The 17,283-nt window shown below is 60.4% G+C and carries 29 protein-coding genes, 1 tRNA gene and 1 pseudogene; 1 reads left to right on the forward strand and 30 read right to left on the reverse strand.

All coding sequences use genetic code 11. The features are described from left to right. Nucleotides 1–25: 25 nt before the first annotated feature. The 26 genes and pseudogenes from rplO to creB all read right to left on the reverse strand — a co-directional run bounded on the left by rplO (nucleotide 26) and on the right by creB (nucleotide 14,069). On the reverse strand, nucleotides 26–457 hold the full coding sequence (gene rplO / locus AC1D02_RS17975; RefSeq protein ID WP_477319337.1) for a 50S ribosomal protein L15: 432 nt from the start codon (nucleotides 455–457) through the stop codon (nucleotides 26–28). A gap of 28 nt (nucleotides 458–485) precedes the next feature. Next, complete coding sequence (rpmD, locus tag AC1D02_RS17980; RefSeq protein WP_305507743.1) at nucleotides 486–674, reverse strand: 50S ribosomal protein L30; 189 nt, start codon at nucleotides 672–674, stop codon at nucleotides 486–488. A 10-nt stretch (nucleotides 675–684) separates the two neighbouring features. Beyond that, on the reverse strand, nucleotides 685–1,203 hold the full coding sequence (rpsE, locus tag AC1D02_RS17985; protein WP_054265836.1) for a 30S ribosomal protein S5: 519 nt from the start codon (nucleotides 1,201–1,203) through the stop codon (nucleotides 685–687). Between the two features lie 11 nt (nucleotides 1,204–1,214). After that, a complete protein-coding gene (gene rplR / locus AC1D02_RS17990; RefSeq protein WP_099916724.1) occupies nucleotides 1,215–1,577 on the reverse strand; it encodes a 50S ribosomal protein L18 in 363 nt (120 codons plus the stop codon). A gap of 11 nt (nucleotides 1,578–1,588) precedes the next feature. Further along, on the reverse strand, nucleotides 1,589–2,122 hold the full coding sequence (rplF, locus tag AC1D02_RS17995) for a 50S ribosomal protein L6 (RefSeq protein ID WP_305507739.1): 534 nt from the start codon (nucleotides 2,120–2,122) through the stop codon (nucleotides 1,589–1,591). A gap of 10 nt (nucleotides 2,123–2,132) precedes the next feature. Further along, a complete protein-coding gene (gene rpsH, locus AC1D02_RS18000; RefSeq protein ID WP_477319341.1) occupies nucleotides 2,133–2,528 on the reverse strand; it encodes a 30S ribosomal protein S8 in 396 nt (131 codons plus the stop codon). Between the two features lie 14 nt (nucleotides 2,529–2,542). Further along, complete coding sequence (rpsN, locus tag AC1D02_RS18005) at nucleotides 2,543–2,848, reverse strand: 30S ribosomal protein S14 (protein WP_305507735.1); 306 nt, start codon at nucleotides 2,846–2,848, stop codon at nucleotides 2,543–2,545. A gap of 4 nt (nucleotides 2,849–2,852) precedes the next feature. Then, the gene (gene rplE, locus AC1D02_RS18010) at nucleotides 2,853–3,392 is read right to left on the reverse strand and encodes a 50S ribosomal protein L5 (RefSeq protein WP_305507733.1); all 540 of its coding nucleotides are present in this window, start codon (nucleotides 3,390–3,392) and stop codon (nucleotides 2,853–2,855) included. A gap of 2 nt (nucleotides 3,393–3,394) precedes the next feature. After that, nucleotides 3,395–3,709, reverse strand: coding sequence for a 50S ribosomal protein L24 (gene rplX, locus AC1D02_RS18015; RefSeq protein ID WP_477319344.1), 315 nt, complete (start codon nucleotides 3,707–3,709; stop codon nucleotides 3,395–3,397). Nucleotides 3,710–3,718: 9 nt separating this feature from the next. Then, nucleotides 3,719–4,087, reverse strand: a complete 369-nt coding sequence (gene rplN / locus AC1D02_RS18020; protein ID WP_099789560.1) for a 50S ribosomal protein L14 — start codon at nucleotides 4,085–4,087, stop codon at nucleotides 3,719–3,721. Nucleotides 4,088–4,407: 320 nt separating this feature from the next. Further along, complete coding sequence (rpsQ, locus tag AC1D02_RS18025; RefSeq protein ID WP_099789557.1) at nucleotides 4,408–4,680, reverse strand: 30S ribosomal protein S17; 273 nt, start codon at nucleotides 4,678–4,680, stop codon at nucleotides 4,408–4,410. Beyond that, nucleotides 4,677–4,868 carry a 50S ribosomal protein L29 gene (rpmC, locus tag AC1D02_RS18030; RefSeq protein ID WP_223464557.1) on the reverse strand — a complete coding sequence of 64 codons (192 nt, stop codon included), beginning with the start codon at nucleotides 4,866–4,868 and terminating at the stop codon, nucleotides 4,677–4,679. The genes rpsQ and rpmC overlap by 4 nt, the downstream gene beginning before the upstream one ends. Nucleotides 4,869–4,880: 12 nt before the next feature. Further along, nucleotides 4,881–5,300, reverse strand: coding sequence for a 50S ribosomal protein L16 (gene rplP / locus AC1D02_RS18035; RefSeq protein ID WP_477319347.1), 420 nt, complete (start codon nucleotides 5,298–5,300; stop codon nucleotides 4,881–4,883). Nucleotides 5,301–5,302: 2 nt separating this feature from the next. Beyond that, nucleotides 5,303–6,148: a 30S ribosomal protein S3 gene (gene rpsC, locus AC1D02_RS18040; protein ID WP_477319349.1), complete on the reverse strand. Its 846-nt coding sequence runs from the start codon at nucleotides 6,146–6,148 to the stop codon at nucleotides 5,303–5,305. 9 nt (nucleotides 6,149–6,157) lie between these two features. Beyond that, nucleotides 6,158–6,490 (reverse strand): 50S ribosomal protein L22, encoded by a 333-nt coding sequence (gene rplV / locus AC1D02_RS18045; RefSeq protein ID WP_180279404.1) that lies wholly within the window; start codon nucleotides 6,488–6,490, stop codon nucleotides 6,158–6,160. Next, nucleotides 6,487–6,762 carry a 30S ribosomal protein S19 gene (gene rpsS / locus AC1D02_RS18050; RefSeq protein WP_119811777.1) on the reverse strand — a complete coding sequence of 92 codons (276 nt, stop codon included), beginning with the start codon at nucleotides 6,760–6,762 and terminating at the stop codon, nucleotides 6,487–6,489. The genes rplV and rpsS overlap by 4 nt, the downstream gene beginning before the upstream one ends. Nucleotides 6,763–6,771: 9 nt before the next feature. After that, nucleotides 6,772–7,599 (reverse strand): 50S ribosomal protein L2, encoded by an 828-nt coding sequence (rplB, locus tag AC1D02_RS18055; protein WP_099789543.1) that lies wholly within the window; start codon nucleotides 7,597–7,599, stop codon nucleotides 6,772–6,774. Further along, nucleotides 7,599–7,916 carry a 50S ribosomal protein L23 gene (rplW, locus tag AC1D02_RS18060; protein WP_305507716.1) on the reverse strand — a complete coding sequence of 106 codons (318 nt, stop codon included), beginning with the start codon at nucleotides 7,914–7,916 and terminating at the stop codon, nucleotides 7,599–7,601. The genes rplB and rplW overlap by 1 nt, the downstream gene beginning before the upstream one ends. Next, on the reverse strand, nucleotides 7,913–8,533 hold the full coding sequence (rplD, locus tag AC1D02_RS18065; RefSeq protein ID WP_477319352.1) for a 50S ribosomal protein L4: 621 nt from the start codon (nucleotides 8,531–8,533) through the stop codon (nucleotides 7,913–7,915). Before rplD ends, rplW begins: the two co-directional genes overlap by 4 nt. A gap of 3 nt (nucleotides 8,534–8,536) precedes the next feature. Next, entirely contained in the window at nucleotides 8,537–9,193 is a 657-nt protein-coding gene (rplC, locus tag AC1D02_RS18070; protein WP_477319354.1) for a 50S ribosomal protein L3, read from the reverse strand. Between the two features lie 259 nt (nucleotides 9,194–9,452). Next, nucleotides 9,453–9,529, reverse strand: a tRNA-Val gene (locus tag AC1D02_RS18075). Nucleotides 9,530–9,647: 118 nt separating this feature from the next. Continuing rightward, nucleotides 9,648–9,956, reverse strand: a complete 309-nt coding sequence (locus AC1D02_RS18080) for a hypothetical protein (RefSeq protein ID WP_477319396.1) — start codon at nucleotides 9,954–9,956, stop codon at nucleotides 9,648–9,650. Between the two features lie 42 nt (nucleotides 9,957–9,998). After that, nucleotides 9,999–10,247, reverse strand: a pseudogene (locus AC1D02_RS18085) (BrnT family toxin); the annotation flags it as partial. A 252-nt stretch (nucleotides 10,248–10,499) separates the two neighbouring features. Next, a complete protein-coding gene (creD, locus tag AC1D02_RS18090; protein WP_477319356.1) occupies nucleotides 10,500–11,903 on the reverse strand; it encodes a cell envelope integrity protein CreD in 1,404 nt (467 codons plus the stop codon). Between the two features lie 70 nt (nucleotides 11,904–11,973). Next, on the reverse strand, nucleotides 11,974–13,392 hold the full coding sequence (creC, locus tag AC1D02_RS18095) for a two-component system sensor histidine kinase CreC (RefSeq protein WP_477319358.1): 1,419 nt from the start codon (nucleotides 13,390–13,392) through the stop codon (nucleotides 11,974–11,976). After that, nucleotides 13,389–14,069, reverse strand: a complete 681-nt coding sequence (gene creB, locus AC1D02_RS18100) for a two-component system response regulator CreB (RefSeq protein WP_477319360.1) — start codon at nucleotides 14,067–14,069, stop codon at nucleotides 13,389–13,391. Before creB ends, creC begins: the two co-directional genes overlap by 4 nt. On the opposite strand from creB, the gene AC1D02_RS18105 reads away from it, so the two are divergent. Next, entirely contained in the window at nucleotides 14,068–15,357 is a 1,290-nt protein-coding gene (locus AC1D02_RS18105; RefSeq protein ID WP_477319362.1) for a tetratricopeptide repeat protein, read from the forward strand. The genes creB and AC1D02_RS18105 overlap by 2 nt on opposite strands. A gap of 107 nt (nucleotides 15,358–15,464) precedes the next feature. Here the strand turns inward: AC1D02_RS18105 and AC1D02_RS18110 are convergent, their stop codons facing one another. From AC1D02_RS18110 to AC1D02_RS18125, 4 genes are all read right to left on the reverse strand, one after another. Next, nucleotides 15,465–15,905, reverse strand: a complete 441-nt coding sequence (locus AC1D02_RS18110) for a hypothetical protein (protein ID WP_477319364.1) — start codon at nucleotides 15,903–15,905, stop codon at nucleotides 15,465–15,467. Between the two features lie 66 nt (nucleotides 15,906–15,971). Further along, nucleotides 15,972–16,454, reverse strand: a complete 483-nt coding sequence (locus tag AC1D02_RS18115; protein ID WP_477319366.1) for a DUF2784 domain-containing protein — start codon at nucleotides 16,452–16,454, stop codon at nucleotides 15,972–15,974. A gap of 143 nt (nucleotides 16,455–16,597) precedes the next feature. Then, nucleotides 16,598–16,915, reverse strand: coding sequence for a 30S ribosomal protein S10 (gene rpsJ / locus AC1D02_RS18120; RefSeq protein WP_010394389.1), 318 nt, complete (start codon nucleotides 16,913–16,915; stop codon nucleotides 16,598–16,600). A 124-nt stretch (nucleotides 16,916–17,039) separates the two neighbouring features. Continuing rightward, nucleotides 17,040–17,283, reverse strand: a 244-nt coding sequence (locus AC1D02_RS18125) for an EF-Tu C-terminal domain-related protein (RefSeq protein WP_477319369.1), incomplete at its 5' end; no start/stop codon positions are given.

A 17,283-nucleotide genomic window follows, 5' to 3' on the forward strand; every position in this document is an offset into this window, starting at 1 on the left:
TGCTCCGATCAAGCCGTTAGCCAACTCAGGCTACCGAGCCGCCAGCTGCTTCGATGGCCGCTTTCGCGCCCGCAGTCACTTTCAAGCCTTTGAGGTTCACCGCCTTGGTGACTTCGCCGGACAGGATCACGCGAACGTCGCGTGCCAGGACTTGCAGGATGCCGGCTTGCTTGAGCACCAGGATGTCGATGTCGCCGACAGGCAGGTTGTTCAGGTCCGACAGGCGCACTTCAGCTTTGAAGGTTGCATTGAGCGACTTGAAACCGCGCTTGGGCAGACGGCGCTGCAGAGGCATCTGACCGCCTTCGAAGCCGACTTTGTGGAAACCGCCCGAACGCGACTTCTGACCCTTGTGGCCGCGACCCGAGGTCTTGCCCAGGCCGGAGCCGATACCACGGCCGACGCGACGCTTGTAGTGCTTGGCGCCTTCGGCTGGCTGAATTGTATTCAATTCCATTGTTTTCTCCGTTCGTAAGCCCGAAGGCTTACGAGACAACTTTAACGAGGTACGAGACTTTGTTGATCATGCCGCGCACCGAAGGGGTGTCTTCCAGCTCGGAAACCGAGTTGACGCGACGCAGGCCCAGGCCGCGCACGGTCGCACGATGCGATTCGCGCGTGCCGATCAGGCCCATGACCAACTGAACCTTGACGGTTTTTTTAGCTTCTGCCATGTCGTTCACCTTAAGCCAGGATGTCTTCAACCGACTTGCCGCGCTTGGCGGCGATGTCGGAAGCCGTGCTCATCTTCGACAGACCGTCGAGGGTGGCGCGGACCAGATTGTAAGGGTTCGACGAGCCGGTGGATTTCGCCACGACATCGGTCACGCCCATTACTTCGAAGATAGCGCGCATTGCGCCGCCGGCGATCACGCCGGTACCAGGCTTGGCAGGCATCATCATTACTTTCGATGCGCCGTGACGGCCGGTAACGGTGTGGTGCAGGGTACCGTTCTTGAGAGGCACCTTGATCAGGTTGCGACGGGCTTCTTCCATTGCCTTCTGCACACCGACCGGTACTTCCTTCGACTTGCCCTTGCCCATGCCGATGCGGCCATCGCCGTCACCGACGACGGTCAATGCGGCGAAACCCATGATACGACCACCCTTGACCACTTTGGTCACGCGGTTGATCGCGATCATTTTTTCGCGCATGCCATCATCCGGCTTGTCGCTTTGCATTTTAGCTTGCATTTTTGCCATGATGATTATCCTTAGAACTTCAGACCGGCTTCACGCGCGGCTTCAGCCAACGCCTTCACACGGCCGTGGTAACGGAAACCGGAGCGGTCGAACGCAACTTCGGTAATCCCTGCTTTCAGTGCCTTTTCGGCGACGCGCTTGCCGACCAGTGCGGCAGCGGCGGCATTGCCACCCTTGCCGGACTTGCCTGCCAGTTCGGCGCGCACTTCGGCTTCGGCGGTCGAGGCCGAAACCAGGATCTTTGCGTCCGGGCTGATCAGGTTGGCGTAAATGTGCAGGTTGGTACGATGTACCGACAGGCGATTTACTTTCATCTCCGCAATTTTGATGCGGGTCTGGCGTCCACGACGCAGACGTGATTCTTTCTTGTCCATGGTCAGCCCTATTATTTCTTCTTGGTTTCTTTAAGCTTAACCACTTCGTCCGCATAACGGACGCCCTTGCCCTTGTAAGGCTCAGGGGAGCGGTAAGCACGCACTTCAGCGGCAACCTGGCCGACCTGCTGACGATCGATACCCTTGATCAGGATTTCGGTCGGGGTCGGGGTCGTTGCAGTGACGCCAGCTGGCATCGCATGCGCGACCGGATGCGAGAAACCGAGCGACAGGTTCAGCTTGTCGCCGGCGGCCTGGGCTTTGTAGCCCACGCCGACCAGGGTCAGCTTCTTCTCGAAGCCCTTGGTTACGCCGGTCACCATATTGTTGACCAGGGCGCGCAAGGTGCCCGACATCGCATTCGACTCGCGGCTGTCGTCGACGATGTCGAACGACAGGGTGCCGTTGTTGTTTTCTACCTTTACCAGGCCGTTCAGGGGCTGAACCAGCGTACCCAACGGACCTTTTACCGTGATCGACTGTGCAGTGATCGCCACTTCGGCGCCAGCTGGGACAGTGATCGGCATCTTAGCTACTCGAGACATCGTTGACTCCTTAAGCCACGTAGCAAATAACTTCGCCACCGACACCGGTAGCGCGCGCTTTGCGATCGGTCATGACGCCTTGCGGAGTCGACACGATCGCCACGCCCAAGCCATTCATGACGCTAGGGATGTCATCTTTGCCTTTGTAGACGCGCAGGCCCGGACGGGACACGCGGTCGAGGCGCTCGATGACCGGACGGCCAGCGTAATACTTCAAACCGATTTTCAGTTCCGACTTGCCACCGGCTTCGGTGACAGCGAAATCTTCAATGTAACCCTCGTCCTTGAGGACGTTGGCAATCGCCACCTTGACTTTCGACGACGGCATTGCCACGGTCGTTTTTTGTACGCCCTGGGCGTTGCGAATGCGGGTCAGCATATCGGCGATAGGATCGCTCATACTCATTGCATATTCTCCTATTACCAGCTTGCTTTAGTCATACCCGGAATCTCACCACGCATGGCGAATTCACGGAGCTTGATACGTGCCAGACCGAATTTACGGAATGTGCCACGTGGTCGGCCGGTAATCGCGCAGCGGTTACGCTGGCGGGTCGGGGCCGAGTTGCGCGGCAGAGCCTGCAACTTCAGACGGGCTTCATAACGTTCTTCTTCCGTCTTCGACTGGTCGTCGATGATGGCTTTCAGAGCGGCACGCTTTGCGGCGAATTTCTCCACCAGGTCTGCACGCTTCTGTTCGCGGTTAATCAGTGCTAGTTTTGCCATGATCTCAGTTTCTGAACGGGAATTTGAAGGCGGCGAGCAGAGCTTTCGCTTCGTCGTCGGTCTTGGCGGTGGTGGTGATACTGATGTTCATACCACGCAGCGCATCGATCTTGTCGTACTCGATCTCAGGGAAAATGATCTGTTCCTTGACACCGATGTTGTAGTTACCACGACCATCGAACGAACGGCCGTTGACGCCACGGAAGTCACGCACGCGCGGCAGGGCCACGGTGATGAAACGATCGAGGAATTCGTACATACGGGCGCCGCGCAGGGTCACCATCGTGCCGATCGGATAGCCTTCGCGGATCTTGAAACCTGCGATAGCCTTGCGAGCCTTGGTGGTCACTGGCTTTTGGCCAGCAATCTTGGTCAGGTCGCCGGTCGCGTGCTCGATGATCTTCTTGTCAGCGATCGCTTCGCCAAGGCCCATGTTCAGGGTGATCTTGGTCAGGCGTGGCACTTGCATCACCGATTTGTAACCGAACTTCTCGGTCAGGTCGGCGACGACCTTTTCTTTATAAAAATCTTGAAGACGGGCCATGATTAAACCTTCACTACTTCGCCGGAGGACATGAACACGCGAACTTTTTTGTCGTCCACGGTCTTGAAGCCCACACGGTCAGCCTTGCCAGTCGCGGCATTGAACAACGCCACGTTGGAAATGTGAATCGGCATAGTCTTATCGACGATACCGCCCTGTACACCGGTCATTGGGTTCGGCTTGGTCGCTTTTTTAGCGACGTTGACGCCTTCCACGATGACGTGCTCAGCGTCTACACGCTGCTGCACAACACCACGTTTGCCCTTGTCTTTACCGGTCAGAACGATGACTTCGTCGTTTTTACGAATCTTATCCATTACGACTCCTTACAGAACTTCAGGTGCCAGGGACACGATCTTCATGAACTTTTCAGTGCGCAGTTCGCGCGTGACTGGTCCAAAAATACGCGTACCGATCGGTTCCAGCTTGGCGTTGAGCAGTACGGCAGCGTTGCCGTCGAACTTCACCAGGGAGCCGTCTTGGCGGCGCACACCTTTAGCGGTACGCACAACCACAGCGTTATAAATTTCACCTTTTTTGACACGGCCGCGTGGCGCAGCAACCTTGATGGTTACCTTGATCACGTCGCCAATGCCAGCATAACGGCGCTTGGAACCGCCCAATACCTTGATGCACATGACTTCTTTGGCACCGGTATTGTCGGCCACTTCGAGCCGGCTTTCAGTTTGAATCATAGTATTCTCTTTCCCAACTTAAGCCGAAGAATCCCCACAACGTGGGCCTGCGGTCAGTCTTGGTCCCGCCAGAGGCCCCTGCTGGAGCAACTGATTGGGTGATGGACTTTCCAAAAACTTTCGTCTCGGACCGCAGCCACCGGGGTGACTAATTTTTGCGGCAACACATGAACGAAGCCCGCTAGTATCGCATAACACCGGCGGGCCCGCAAGAACTAAATTGTCAGCCGGGCCGTCGTACCACTGGTACAACGGCCCGGACTGGTTACTGCTAGTCAGTTGAGGACCGACCTGGCGAGCCAGGTCCGTCCCACAAGCTGTTAGATTACCGGTGCTGCTTGCACAACCTTGGTAACCGTCCAAGCTTTGGTCTTGGAGATCGGGCGACCTTCCTGGATCTCGACGGTGTCACCCATCTTGACCGAGTTGGTCTCGTCATGCGCGTGATACTTGTTCGAGCGCATGATGATCTTGCCGTACAGCGGGTGCTTGACGTGACGCTCGATCAGGACGGTGACAGTCTTGTCCATCTTGTCCGACACGACCTTGCCAACCAGCGTGCGCTTCAGCGCGACTTTAGTAGTTTCGGTCATTTGGCATCCTTCGAGTTCATTACCGTCTTCACACGCGCGATATCGCGGCGTACCTTCTTGAGCTGGGAAGTGTTGCTCAGCTGTTGCGTAGCGATTTGCATGCGCATGCCGAACTGGGCCTTCAACAACTCATTCAGCTCTTTCTGGAGAGCGTCCTGGTCTTTGCCGCGGAGTTCTGTTGCTTTCATATCCAACTCCTTTTATTGACCGACTTGGCGGATGACAAACGTCGTCGCCAGCGGCAGTTTGGCAGCGGCCAGGCGGAATGCTTCGCGCGCCAGTTCCTCTGCGACGCCGTCCATCTCGTACAGGACTTTGCCTGGCTGGATTTCAGCGACGTAGTATTCCGGATTACCTTTACCGTTACCCATACGAACTTCGGCCGGCTTGTTCGAAATCGGCTTGTCCGGGAAAACGCGGATCCAGATACGGCCGCCACGTTTGATGTGACGGGTCATGGCGCGACGAGCTGCCTCGATCTGGCGTGCGGTGATACGGCCGCGGGCAACTGCCTTCAGACCGAACTCACCGAACGACACAGCGGTGCCGCGGGTGTGCGAAATGCCGGTGTTACGGCCTTTCTGCTCTTTACGATACTTCCTGCGTGCTGGTTGCAGCATGGTTATTCTCCTGCTTTCTCAGCTGGTTCAGCCGCTGGTGCTGCAGCCGCTGCGGATGGCAGCTTGACGGCAGGACGAGCGCGGACAACCGGGCCGGTGGATGGACGGGCGCCACCTGGACCTGCTGGACGTGGGCGGCCGGCTGGCTTGCCATCGTCACGGCGTGGGCCGCGGCTCTTCTTCTCGTCGGCTGGGGTGTCGATCACAGGTGCTTCGCCGGTCGGCGAGCGGTCACCCTTGTAGACCCACACCTTGACACCGATGATGCCGTAGGTGGTCGACGCTTCGCTGGTACCGTAGTCGATATCGGCGCGCAGGGTGTGCAGAGGCACGCGGCCTTCGCGATACCACTCTTTACGGGCGATTTCGATACCGTTCAGACGGCCCGACGACATGATCTTGATGCCGAGGGCGCCCAGGCGCATCGCGTTTTGCATCGCGCGCTTCATTGCGCGACGGAACATGATGCGCTTTTCCAGCTGCTGCGAAATCGAATCGGCGATCAGCTGCGAGTCGATTTCCGGCTTGCGGATCTCTTCGATATTGACGTGCACCGGCACACCCATGATCTTGGTCAGGGCGGACTTCAGTACTTCGATGTCCTCGCCTTTTTTACCAATGACCACGCCTGGGCGCGAGCTGTAGATCGTGAAGCGCGCGTTCTTGGCAGGACGCTCGATGACGATGCGGCCAACCGAAGCGTTCTTCAGTTTCTTTTTCAGGAACGCACGTGCTGCGAGGTCTTCGTTGAGCATTTGGGCAAAGTTACCATTGCCCGCGTACCAACGCGACGCCCAGTTACGGGTTACTGACAGGCGAAAGCCTGTTGGATGAATCTTCTGTCCCATCGTGACCCCTTAGTTACCGACAGTCACGTAGATGTGACAGGATTGTTTCGAGATACGATCGCCCCGGCCTTTAGCGCGTGCAGTGAAGCGCTTCAGGATCGGGCCCTTTTCAACGTAGATCTGAACGATCTTCAGCTCGTCGATGTCGGCGCCGTCATTGTGTTCGGCGTTCGCGATGGCGGACTCCAGAACCTTCTTGATGATGGTGGCACCCTTCTTCGGGCTAAATTGCAGAATGTCGAGTGCTGCGCCGACTTTCTTGCCGCGGATCAGATCAGCAACCAGGCGGCCCTTTTGGTCCGACAGGCGCACACCTTTGAGGATAGCTTTGGTTTCCATTATTTCTTCGCCTTCTTGTCAGCGGCATGGCCCTTGAACGTGCGGGTCAGTGCGAATTCGCCGAGCTTGTGACCAACCATGTTCTCGGAAACATACACCGGCACGTGCAGCTTGCCGTTATGGACCGCGATCGTCAGGCCGATGAAGTCTGGCGAGATGGTCGAGCGGCGCGACCAGGTTTTGACTGGCTTCTTGTCTTTGTTCGCTTGCGCGGCTTCGACTTTTTTCACCAGGTGGGCGTCGATGAACGGCCCTTTTTTCAATGAACGTGTCATGTCTTATCCTTATTTCTTGCCGCGGCGCGAGACGATCATCGAAGTCGTGCGCTTGTTACGGCGCGTCTTCTTACCCTTCGTCTGTTGGCCCCAAGGCGACACTGGATGACGACCAGCTGCGGTTTTACCTTCACCACCACCGTGCGGGTGATCGACCGGGTTCATGACCACACCGCGAACGGTAGGACGAACACCGCGCCAGCGCATCGCACCGGCTTTACCGATCTTGCGCAGGCTGTGCTCGGCGTTACCGACTTCGCCTACCGTTGCACGGCATTCGATGTGGACACGGCGCACTTCACCCGAGCGCAGGCGGACCTGGGCGTAGGTGCCTTCGCGGGCCATCAGCACGACGCCGGCGCCGGCGGTACGGGCCATCTGGGCACCCTTACCTGGCAGCATTTCGACACAGTGCATCACGGTACCGACCGGGATGTTGCGGATCGGCAGGCAGTTGCCCGACTTGATCGGCGCTTCCGAACCGTTCATCACGCTGTCGCCAACGGCCATGCCCTTGGTTGCGATGATGTACTGGCGCTCGCCGTCGGCGTAGCACAGCAGGGCGATGTTCGCGGTGCGGTTTGGATCGTATTCGATACGCTCGACCTTTGCCGGAATACCATCCTTCTGACGCTTGAAGTCGATCAGGCGATAGTGCTGCTTATGACCACCGCCGATGTGGCGGGTGGTGATGTGACCGTTGTTGTTACGGCCGGCAGTCTTCGATTTCTTTTCAACCAGGGCTGCGAACGGACGGCCTTTGTACAGGTCCGGGTTCACAACCTTCACCATGCCGCGACGGCCTGGCGAGGTTGGTTTCATCTTTACGAGTGCCATTATTTAGCCTCCTCGGAGAAGTTGATTTCCTGGCCAGGCTTCAGGCACACGAAAGCACGCTTGGTATGGTTGCGACGACCGTTGAAACGGCCCGAACGCTTCTGCTTACCTTCGCGATTGACGGTCTGCACCGATTCCACTTCGACCTTGAACAGCAGTTCAACGGCGGCCTTGATTTCAGGCTTGGTGGCGTCAGGCAGGACACGGAAAACGATCTGCTCGTTCTTTTCCGCGACCATGGTGGCCTTCTCGGAAATGACCGGCGCCTGCAGCACCTTCATCAGGCGCTCTTCGCTAAATTTGATTGGGGCGCTCATGCGAACATCTCCTCGATCATGGTCAGTGCAGCTTTGGTGACCACGATTTTTTTGTAGAACACCAGCGACATCGGATCGGCGTGACGCGGCTCGACCACCAGCACGTTCGGCAGGTTACGCGATGCCAGCATCAGGTTCTCTTCCAGGGTGTCGGTGATGATCATGACCGATTCCAGGCCCATGCCCTGCAGCTTTTGCGACAGCAGCTTGGTCTTCGGTGCGTCGATGGCGAAGCCTTCGACGACGACCAGGCGCTCTTCGCGAGCCAGCTGGGACAGGATCGAGCAGATACCTGCGCGATACATCTTCTTGTTCACCTTGTGGGTGAAGTTCTCGTCAGGCGAGTTCGGGAAGATGCGACCACCGCCGCGCCACAGTGGCGACGACGACATACCAGCGCGAGCGCGGCCGGTGCCTTTTTGACGCCATGGCTTCTTGGTCGTGTGGTGGACTTCTTCACGATCTTTCTGCTTGCGGTTACCCGAACGCGCGTTAGCGGCGTAGGCGACGACGATCTGGTGGATCAGGGCTTCGTTGTAGTCACGGCCGAAAACGGTATCGGCTGCGGCGACGTTCGAACCTGCTTGTCCTTGCTCATTCAGAAGCTTGAGTTCCATCGTTTAAGCTCCCTTCTGTGCTTTGGTTTTGATGGCAGGCGACACGACGACCTGGCCATTTTTCGCACCTGGTACGGCGCCTTTGACCAGCAGCAGCTGGCGGTCGGCATCGATACGGGCGATTTCGAGATTCTGTACGGTGCGGTTGACGTCACCGAGGTGACCGGTCATGCGCTTACCAGGGAACACGCGGCCTGGATCTTGCGCCATACCGATGGAACCTGGAACGTTGTGCGAACGCGAGTTACCGTGCGTTGCGCGACCCGACGAGAAGTGGTGACGCTTGATGGTACCGGCATAGCCTTTACCGATCGTGACGCCCTGCACGTCGATCTTCTGACCGACTTCGAACAGCGAGGCGGCGACGACGTCGCCAGCTTTCAGTTCTGCAGCTTTAGCGGCATCGACGCGGAATTCCTTCAGCATCGTACCGGCTTCGACGCCAGCTTTGGCGTGGTGACCCGCAACAGCTTTGGTCACGCGGGATGCGCGACGCTGACCGAATGCGACCTGAACGGCGGTGTAACCATCCGTTTCAGGAGTTTTGATTTGCGCAACACGGTTGTTCGACACGTCGAGCACGGTAACTGGGATCGAGTCCCCGTCATCCGTGAAGATGCGCATCATACCAACCTTGCGACCGAGAAGGCCTAGGCTCATTTTTTCTCCATTCCCACCTGCGATTGGGCGGGGCTGACTGTTTAACTACCAAGTAAAGGCATAGATTCAAAAAAGACGAATCCATACCGAAGCCGGCTAGTATAACGCGCAAAAGGGGTTGACGCAACAACTAAGTTGGGGGTATGTCGAGGTGTTGCTATTCGCAGAACGCCAGTGCTGGCGGGAGGCAATTCGCATTGCCAGGCCGAAAAAAGAGGCTTTCGGCCGGGGGAACGGCGCATGGCTGCGCCGGGAAAACTGGTGGGCGGTGCAGAATTCGAATCTGCGACCCCTTGGATGTCGACCAAGTATTCTAACCAGCTGAACTAACCGCCCGAGGGGACGCATTGTAATAAGCCGCGCGCCGATGCGCAAGGGCTGTTTGCCAAAACATCCCGTGCGTCGGGGTCAGATCGGCGAACCTACCCCCATTTTCCGCCTGCCCGGCGACGTGCTAGCGATAATCAATCGCGAAATTCAGTCCGGTCGGTGGGATTTCTCCTCGTTCGGCGCGGCCATCGAACAGTTCAGCGATGCGGTCTTCGCCTGCGTCGAGGGCGCTGTCGGCATCGGCGCCGTATCCGATGGCCTCCGGAAATTCCGGAGCGCGCGCGCGCCACCTCCCGTCGGGTAGCTGGGTGACTTCAATTGCGACCGTCACGCGATGCGCCGGTCGCCTCCCCGCGAATTTGCCGCGGACGGCATCGCTCCAGTCCAGGTATTCCGGACGGATATCATCTTCGATTGGTTCAACCTTGCTCATATAATCTCCGTTCCCACGTCTCCGTTCCCACGGCGTAGCGACGCGCGCGCTCAATATCCGGGTTTGCTCGCCCCTTTCCGCACAGATAACCACGAGAGTACGCCCTCCAGTAGAAGCCCCTAGTGCGCGAAATCTGACTTCGCCCATCGAGTGATCGTGATCTGGCGAAATCTTGGACAACGGATCGTCCAACACGGACTCCGCTTCCCTGAACGATACGCCATGTTTTCGCAGGTTGGTAGCCGCCTTACGCGTATCCCATTCGACCTTCGAATTGCCAGATGGTTGCATTGGAGGCCTTCCGGGATGAGCGAGGGAGTGGATTGCGCAAGCTGCAATCCGTACGATCCTATCCGTAGCCTTGCCCTCCCCCGTCGACTCGCCTCAAAGTGCGTGCGGGAACCTTTTGGGCGATGCGTCAACCGCCCGACCGGCGGGGGACGAGCGGTCCTGCCCTGCCGGCCTGCCCTCGTCCCTCGCATTTTTGCCGTTGTCGCGGCCCAAGATGGTGTCAGGTCCGCAGGACCAGACACCCCCTCCCATTTATGCCGCGGACGAAGAGAGAATTGGGTCCGTGGACGCAGGCGCGGCTTTGCCGACCTGGTACCAGTCGACTTTGCGGGTGGCGACCATCATGGCGGCCAGCACGGCGAACAGCAGGATGCTGCCCAGCACCAACGCGTTGTTTTCCGAGATCAGCAGGCCGTACAGTGCGCCGTACAGCACCGTGAGCGCGGCGCCGAAGCCGAACCCGCGGCGCCAGTCGTGCAGCACGAACGCGAGGTAGAAGCCGATCAGGCCCGTGCACGCTGCGCTGGCCACGCAGTATGCCGTCACGAAGGCGATGTGTTCGGACAGGCTGACCAGCAGCAGGAAAAAGATCGCCAGCGCCAGCCCGACCAGCAAATACTGCACCGGGTGGATCGGCAGCCGCTTGAGGATCTCGAACACGAAGAAGCTGGCAAACGTCAGCGCGACGAACAGCAGGCCATATTTGGTCGCGCGGTCGGCGAGTGTATATACATTCACCGGCTCGATGAAACCGACGCTGAAGCGGTCGATGGTGCCGGCGGCGCTGCGGCCGTCGGCCGGTGGCGACGCTTCCGCGCGCGTAAGCTGCTGCTGGGTGTCGCTCGACAGCGACGACACGCTCCATGCGGCGCTGAAGCCGGTGGCATCGATCACCCTGCCCTTCGGCGTAGGCAGGAAATTGCCGCCGAACTGTGGATGCGGCCAGTTCGATTTCATCGTCACGCGGTTATCCTTGCCGACCGGCGCAAACTGCTGACTCTCGATGCCGTCCAGGCCGAGGTCGAACGAGAACTTGACGCGGTCCGGCTGGTCCAGCGTCAGCGGCGCCAGGTCCGCGTGCAGGCCGCTCTTCATCGACAGCAGCCCGCTGCCCTGGCGGAACTCGACGCGCTGGCCGCCCCAGCTCAGCGCCGGCGTGTCGCGCACGCCGCGCACGTCGCTGATCGACACGGCGACGAAGGGCCGCCCGAGCGACAGGCGCGAGTTCGGCCGGGCACGCGGCAGGTCGGCCAGCAGCGGCAGGTCGAAGTCGCCGTTTAAACTGTGCTGGCCGCTGAACACCATCACCTTGTGGATGCCGCGGTAGCGGCTGTCGGTGTCGATCCGGCCGCCGATCTGCAGCAGGTTGGGGAACACCAGCTGGCGCCGGCTGACCTGGTGGCGAACCGTCTCGGTGCGCTTCTGCGGATCGTTGGCGATCGCGACCTGTTCCTCGTAATCGTCGGTGTAGGGAATCACCAGCACCGGGCCGACCAGCGCCTGCGCGCCCACCGAGTCGGCGGCGATGCTCTGCACCGCCTCCTGGCGGAACGCCATGCGCTCGCGGATGACGGCCTGGATGAACAGCAGGGGAATCCCGATGACCAGCATCAGCACGGCGATGGTGAATATCTTGAGGAACAGCGTTTTTTGCATGACCGACTCCTTGGTGGAAAGCAGTCAGTCTAAAAAACCAATGTGCGGGGACGATGCGTTTCGTGTGAAGTCAGCAAGCAAGGCGCAAGGTGGCGCAAGCGCCGCCGGCCGGATCGCCGGCGACGTCGATGCTGCCGCCATGCAGGCTGGTGACCTCGCGCACGAAAGGCAGCCCAAGCCCCGTGCTGCGCGCGCCATCCGGTCGCGGCAGCGAGTAGAAGCGCTCGAACAGGCGATCACGCGCGAAGTCGGGGATGCCGACGCCGCTGTCGCGCACCGTCACGACCGCCTGGCCTGCATCCAGCGCGGCCTTCAGCGCGATGGCGCCGCCGGCCGGCGAGAAGTCGATCGCGTTGTCGACCAGGTTGCCGATGGCCTGGCGCAGCAGCAGCGCATCGCCGGGCACCTCGATATCGTCCGCGCTCACGTGCAACGCCAAAGAACGCGCCGCCAGCCGCGCCTCGCAATCGGCCGCGACCTGCGCCAGCAAGGGCCGCAGCGCCACCTGCTCGGGCGCGGCCAGCTGCTGCTGGCGTTCGACCTGGATCAGCGCGAGCAGGCGCTCGATCAGCTGCTTCTGGCGCGCGTTCTGGTTCAGGATGGTGTCGAGGAAGTGGGCGCGCTGGCCCGCCTCCATCGGCTCGCGCAGCAGCTCGGCCGATCCCTGGATCGCCGCGATCGGGCTTTTCAGTTCGTGCGCCAGCGTGTGCATCAGCTCTTCCACGTACTCCTTGCCGTCGAGCCGCGCGCGCATCGCTTCGAGCGCGCGTCCGAGCTGGCCGATCTCGTTGTTGCCAAGCGCCGGCAGCGGCGTGCGGGCGCCGGTCTCGACGCGCGACGCGTAGTTGGTCAGCTTGCCCAGCGCGCGCGTGAGCCACCAGGCGAAACCCAGCCCGATCAGCAGCGACAGCACCAGCAGCACCGTGCCGCGCTGGAGGATCTTGCGCTGGCTGCGCTTGACGAATGGCTGCACCGTGGAGATCGGCTTGGCCACGGTCAGCACGCCGACCACGCGGCCGCCATCGCGCACCGGCGCCGCCACGTGCATCACCGCGCTGGCGTCATCGGCCGGATCGGAGCGGGTGCTGCGCGCGCCGTACTTGCCCTGCAAGGTCAGGAACACATCGTTCCAGCGCGAGAAGTCCTGGCCGACCGCCTTGCCCTCGGAATCGAACAGCACCATGCCGCGCGCGTCGGTGAGGTAGATGCGGTAGTCGAGATGGGTTTTGGGATGACCGTCGATCTTCAGGTCGACGCTGCTGCGCGCGTAGTCCTGGATGCGCGCGAGCAGCGCGGACTGGTCCACCCTGCCCTCTTTCACCTCGGGCGCGACCAGCACCGCCAGCAGGTTGGCGGTATCGACCATCGTGTCTTCGAGCGTGGCGCGCACGCCGGGCCGCACTTCCTGCACGAACACGTTCAGCAGGAACCATGCGGCCAGTCCGACGATCAGGAAGTAGCCGAGCAGGATCCGCAGGCCGATCCTCATGCGGCGACCAGGCTGTAACCGAGGCCGCGATGGGTCTGGATCGGGTCGACCGATGCGTCGACCGCGCGCAACTTGGCGCGCAGCGACTTGACGTGCGCGTCGACCGTGCGTTCAAGGGTGTCGGGCGCGCCGTCCCACACCCGGTCCATCAGCTGCGGGCGCGACATCACGTGCGCCGGATGCTCGAGCAGGGTCTTGAGCAGCAGGTATTCGTAGCGCGTCAGGTCGAGCGGCTGGCCGCGGAACAGGATGCGCGCTTCGCTGGCGCGCAGTTCGAAGCGCGCCGCGGCCGGCGGCGCGGCCGGGGGCGCCAGGCGGCGCAACACCACGCGGATGCGCGCCACCAGCTCGCGCGGCGAGAACGGCTTGGTGACGTAGTCGTCGGCGCCGATCTCGAGCCCGACGATGCGGTCGATCTCCTCGCTGCGCGCGGTCAGGAAAATCACCGGCACGTTGGAGAACTGGCGCAGCTGGCGGCACACTTCGAAGCCGTTCATGTCGGGCAGGCCGACGTCGAGCACGACCAGCGCGGGCGCATCGGGGCCGCTGGCGCGAATCGCGGCGAGCGCGGCGGCGCCGAAGCTGACGTGGTGCGGCACGAAGCCGTCGGTGCGCAAGGCGTAGGCGATGCTGTCGGCGATCGCCAGTTCGTCTTCGACGATCAGGATGGTTTTCATGGCCCCGAGTATCGCGTTGTTTGATCGGATCGGCAAGCCGCAAGTTGAGCAAAAAACAATGTTAGTATTTGTTCCTCGCGGCAATTCGCCGACACTTGACCTGAACACTATGCGACTTCGAATTCTTGCTTGCGCCCTCTTGTCGGCCTTCGCGCTGAGCGCTCTGGCCAACCCAGTGGGCATCAATGCCGCGGGACAGGCTCTCATCGATCGCGGTCAGAGCCTGCTGGGGCAAGGTCAGGCGCAGCAGGCGTTCGACACCTATCGCGAAGCGGCCAAGGCCGATCCGGCGTCGTCGATGCCGGACTCGATGAGCGCGGCCCTGTTTGGCTACCTCGCAGATCGCAGCACGGGCGACCAGCGCGCCAAGTTCCGCGCGCAGTCGCTGGCGTTCGCGCGCAGTGCGCTTAAAAAAAATGAAGCCGACCCGACCGCCAACGAAATCATGCGGGTCGAGCAACAGGACGCGCCGACCCCGCTGCACCTCCCCAACAAGGAGGCAGCCGCGCTGGCCGCTGCCGGCGAATCCCTGTTTGCCCAGAAGCGCCTAGAGGAAGCATTGGCCAAGTATGAGCAGGCGGCGCAGGCCGACCCGCAGTATTCCACCGCCTGGGTCTACGCCGGCGATTGCTACTACCTTCAAAAACGCTGGGCCGACGCCGAAGCGCGCTTTCGCAAGGCGGCCACGATCGAGCCGCTGAACGGCCAGGCCTGGCGCTTCCTGTCCGATTCGCTGGCAGCGCAAGGCAAGACGCGGGACGCTCAGGACGCGCTGCTGAGCGGCATTGCGGCCGATCCGAACCAGCGTCCCAACTGGGACAAGCTCGAAAGTTTTCTGCGCCGCGATGGGGCGGTCATGGCCCGGCTGCGGCTGCAGCACAGGCCGAGCGTCGTGCTCGACCCGAAAACCGGCGCGCCCAATGTACAAATCGCCAAGGAACTTGCTGACAAGCCGAACAGCGTCGACATGGGCTTCTGGTTGTCTTACGGCTTGGCGGTAGCGGGCGGGATGACGCAAAAAGATCGGACCGTCTCGCCATTTGGCGCGGAACTGGCGGCCCTGCGCGGAGCCCTTCAGGTCGCCGCGGAATTGCGTGAGAAATCGCCCAGCCCGTTCGACGATCCCAGCCTCGAGTTACTGCGCCAGCTTGAAGCAAAAGGCCAGCTGGAAACGGCGATCCTGCTGTTGATGTATCGCGAATCCTATCGCGCGGAATTCGAAGCATGGAAGAAGGCGCATCCGAATGGCGTGCGCGAGTTCGTCCTTCTCCAGAACATCCGGCCGTAAAATGGTGGAGGAACACAATTGACAGTCGCTAGCTATCGGAACCAACAAGCCGAACAGCGGCGAGTGCCTGACAAAGAGCGGCGAGCATGCCGATAGCTGCGGATCTCTTACCGGTAGTCGATCGCAAAGTTTAATCCGGTCGGGGGAATTTCCCCCCGTGCGGATCGATCTTCGACAATCCCGGCGATCAGAGCCTCAGCATTGCGGAGCGCGCTCTTAGCATCGCCACCAATTCCTGTTGCCTCGGGAAACTGCATCGCGCCCGCGCACCACTGGCCATCGGACATTTGCTTCACCTCGATCGACACAGTAATACGGTTCTCGGGCCGCCGCCCTGCGTATTTTCCGCGAACGCCACCGCTCCAGTCCAGATATTCTGGAAGCATTTCGTCGTCGAAACAATCAACCTCGCTCATATAGGTGTGAATATGGCCAACGGATCCTCCAACACGGTCGCCGCTTCCTCTAACGATACGCCATGTTTTCGAAGGTTGGGAAGTCGCCTTGCGCCAATCCCATTCGACCTGCAGTTTGCCAAAAGGTTTCACGGGGAGCCTGACTGAATCGACTGGGGAGGCGCGGCCTATCTGAACTTGGCCACAAACCCTTCGATCCTATCTTGAACCGGTGTTGGATCCTGAACGCGGCTCAACGCGCGAGCCGGAACTTTCCGCCTGTTCTGTGTCCGATCGATGTAATCGCGCGCGAGGACGCACGGCAAACCAACTCCACACCACCAGCAAGCCGAACATCGAATACGCGGCAATGAACACCCAAGGCGGCCCCTGATAGAAAAGGAGCTTGCCTAACCAGTAGCCGATGAAATCGCCCTCGTAGGCGACCTGCCCGGCCTGCATGCGCAGCCACTGCTCGAGCGTCGTCAACGGGCAAACGATATCGAACCACGATTGCAACGCGACGTACGCGATCGCCGCCAGGTGCGCCGCGCGGAACCAGAAATTGCGCACCCAGCGCCAGCGCAGGGCGCCGCCCACCAGGGTCAGGATCAGGCCCGCGACGACAAACAGCACGACGCCGACGTGCAACGTCAGCACGGCATTCGCCAGACCGCGGTATGTCCCGGAATCGAATTGCATCTGCCCCCCTGTCTGCGACCATGATGGCGGCAAATGAACGCGGCGTAAACGGCATTGGGGCCGGAATCGTCCGATTTGCATCGAACTTCTCCGGCCCCAACTCGCCCGCGCGGATCACCGCGCCGGCGTCACCACTGCAAGAATTATTGCAGTTTGATTTCTACGTCAACACCAGCTGGCAGGTCCAGCTTCATCAGCGCGTCAACGGTCTTGTCCGTTGGGTCGACGATGTCCATCAGGCGCTGGTGCGTGCGGATCTCGAACTGGTCGCGCGAGGTCTTGTTGACGTGCGGCGAACGCAGGACGTCAAAACGCTGGATGCGGGTCGGCAGTGGAACCGGGCCTTTGACAACGGCGCCGGTGCGCTTCGCGGTCTCGACGATTTCCAGTGCGGACTGGTCGATCAGCTTGTAATCGAACGCTTTCAGGCGAATACGGATTTTCTGGTTTGGTGCGGACATGATATTTCCTCTAAAGAGCGAACCGCGCTTATCGCACGGCAATATATGGGGGACCGACATTGTACATCAAAAACTCAGCCAGGAACCGCGAGGTCCCTGGCTGATTTACTGCGATGCTAATGTATTACTTGCTGGCTTCGCTCAGGATCTTGGCAACGACGCCGGCGCCGACGGTACGGCCGCCTTCACGGATTGCGAAGCGCAGGCCTTCTTCCATCGCGATCGGGTTGATCAGCTTGACGGTGATCGACACGTTATCGCCTGGCATGACCATTTCTTTGTCCGCTGGCAACTCGATCGAACCAGTCACGTCCGTGGTACGGAAGTAGAACTGTGGGCGATAGTTGTTGAAGAACGGGGTGTGACGG

It is taken from the genome of Massilia sp. P1_C10 (genome assembly GCF_056406475.1).

Bases quoted from the DNA above. Each gene is read 5' to 3' on its own strand.
- creB (WP_477319360.1), bottom strand. From the start codon at position 14,069: ATGAAAACCATCCTGATCGTCGAAGACGAACTGGCGATCGCCGACAGC.
- rpmC (WP_223464557.1), bottom strand. From the start codon at position 4,868: ATGAAAGCAACAGAACTCCGCGGCAAAGACCAGGACGCTCTCCAGAAA.
- rplE (WP_305507733.1), bottom strand. From the start codon at position 3,392: ATGGCCCGTCTTCAAGATTTTTATAAAGAAAAGGTCGTCGCCGACCTG.
- rplC (WP_477319354.1), bottom strand. From the start codon at position 9,193: ATGAGCCTAGGCCTTCTCGGTCGCAAGGTTGGTATGATGCGCATCTTC.
- rplR (WP_099916724.1), bottom strand. From the start codon at position 1,577: ATGGACAAGAAAGAATCACGTCTGCGTCGTGGACGCCAGACCCGCATC.
- rplN (WP_099789560.1), bottom strand. From the start codon at position 4,087: ATGATTCAAACTGAAAGCCGGCTCGAAGTGGCCGACAATACCGGTGCC.
- rplB (WP_099789543.1), bottom strand. From the start codon at position 7,599: ATGGCACTCGTAAAGATGAAACCAACCTCGCCAGGCCGTCGCGGCATG.
- rpsJ (WP_010394389.1), bottom strand. From the start codon at position 16,915: ATGTCCGCACCAAACCAGAAAATCCGTATTCGCCTGAAAGCGTTCGAT.
- rplW (WP_305507716.1), bottom strand. From the start codon at position 7,916: ATGAGCGCCCCAATCAAATTTAGCGAAGAGCGCCTGATGAAGGTGCTG.
- rplP (WP_477319347.1), bottom strand. From the start codon at position 5,300: ATGCTGCAACCAGCACGCAGGAAGTATCGTAAAGAGCAGAAAGGCCGT.
- creD (WP_477319356.1), bottom strand. From the start codon at position 11,903: ATGCAAAAAACGCTGTTCCTCAAGATATTCACCATCGCCGTGCTGATG.
- rplO (WP_477319337.1), bottom strand. From the start codon at position 457: ATGGAATTGAATACAATTCAGCCAGCCGAAGGCGCCAAGCACTACAAG.
- creC (WP_477319358.1), bottom strand. From the start codon at position 13,392: ATGAGGATCGGCCTGCGGATCCTGCTCGGCTACTTCCTGATCGTCGGA.
- AC1D02_RS18115 (WP_477319366.1), bottom strand. From the start codon at position 16,454: ATGCAATTCGATTCCGGGACATACCGCGGTCTGGCGAATGCCGTGCTG.
- rpsQ (WP_099789557.1), bottom strand. From the start codon at position 4,680: ATGACCGAAACTACTAAAGTCGCGCTGAAGCGCACGCTGGTTGGCAAG.
- rplF (WP_305507739.1), bottom strand. From the start codon at position 2,122: ATGTCTCGAGTAGCTAAGATGCCGATCACTGTCCCAGCTGGCGCCGAA.
- rplD (WP_477319352.1), bottom strand. From the start codon at position 8,533: ATGGAACTCAAGCTTCTGAATGAGCAAGGACAAGCAGGTTCGAACGTC.
- rplX (WP_477319344.1), bottom strand. From the start codon at position 3,709: ATGGATAAGATTCGTAAAAACGACGAAGTCATCGTTCTGACCGGTAAA.
- rpsE (WP_054265836.1), bottom strand. From the start codon at position 1,203: ATGGCAAAAATGCAAGCTAAAATGCAAAGCGACAAGCCGGATGATGGC.
- AC1D02_RS18105 (WP_477319362.1), top strand. From the start codon at position 14,068: ATGGCCCCGAGTATCGCGTTGTTTGATCGGATCGGCAAGCCGCAAGTT.
- rpsH (WP_477319341.1), bottom strand. From the start codon at position 2,528: ATGAGTATGAGCGATCCTATCGCCGATATGCTGACCCGCATTCGCAAC.
- rpsN (WP_305507735.1), bottom strand. From the start codon at position 2,848: ATGGCAAAACTAGCACTGATTAACCGCGAACAGAAGCGTGCAGACCTG.
- rpsS (WP_119811777.1), bottom strand. From the start codon at position 6,762: ATGACACGTTCATTGAAAAAAGGGCCGTTCATCGACGCCCACCTGGTG.
- AC1D02_RS18080 (WP_477319396.1), bottom strand. From the start codon at position 9,956: ATGAGCAAGGTTGAACCAATCGAAGATGATATCCGTCCGGAATACCTG.
- rpsC (WP_477319349.1), bottom strand. From the start codon at position 6,148: ATGGGACAGAAGATTCATCCAACAGGCTTTCGCCTGTCAGTAACCCGT.
- rpmD (WP_305507743.1), bottom strand. From the start codon at position 674: ATGGCAGAAGCTAAAAAAACCGTCAAGGTTCAGTTGGTCATGGGCCTG.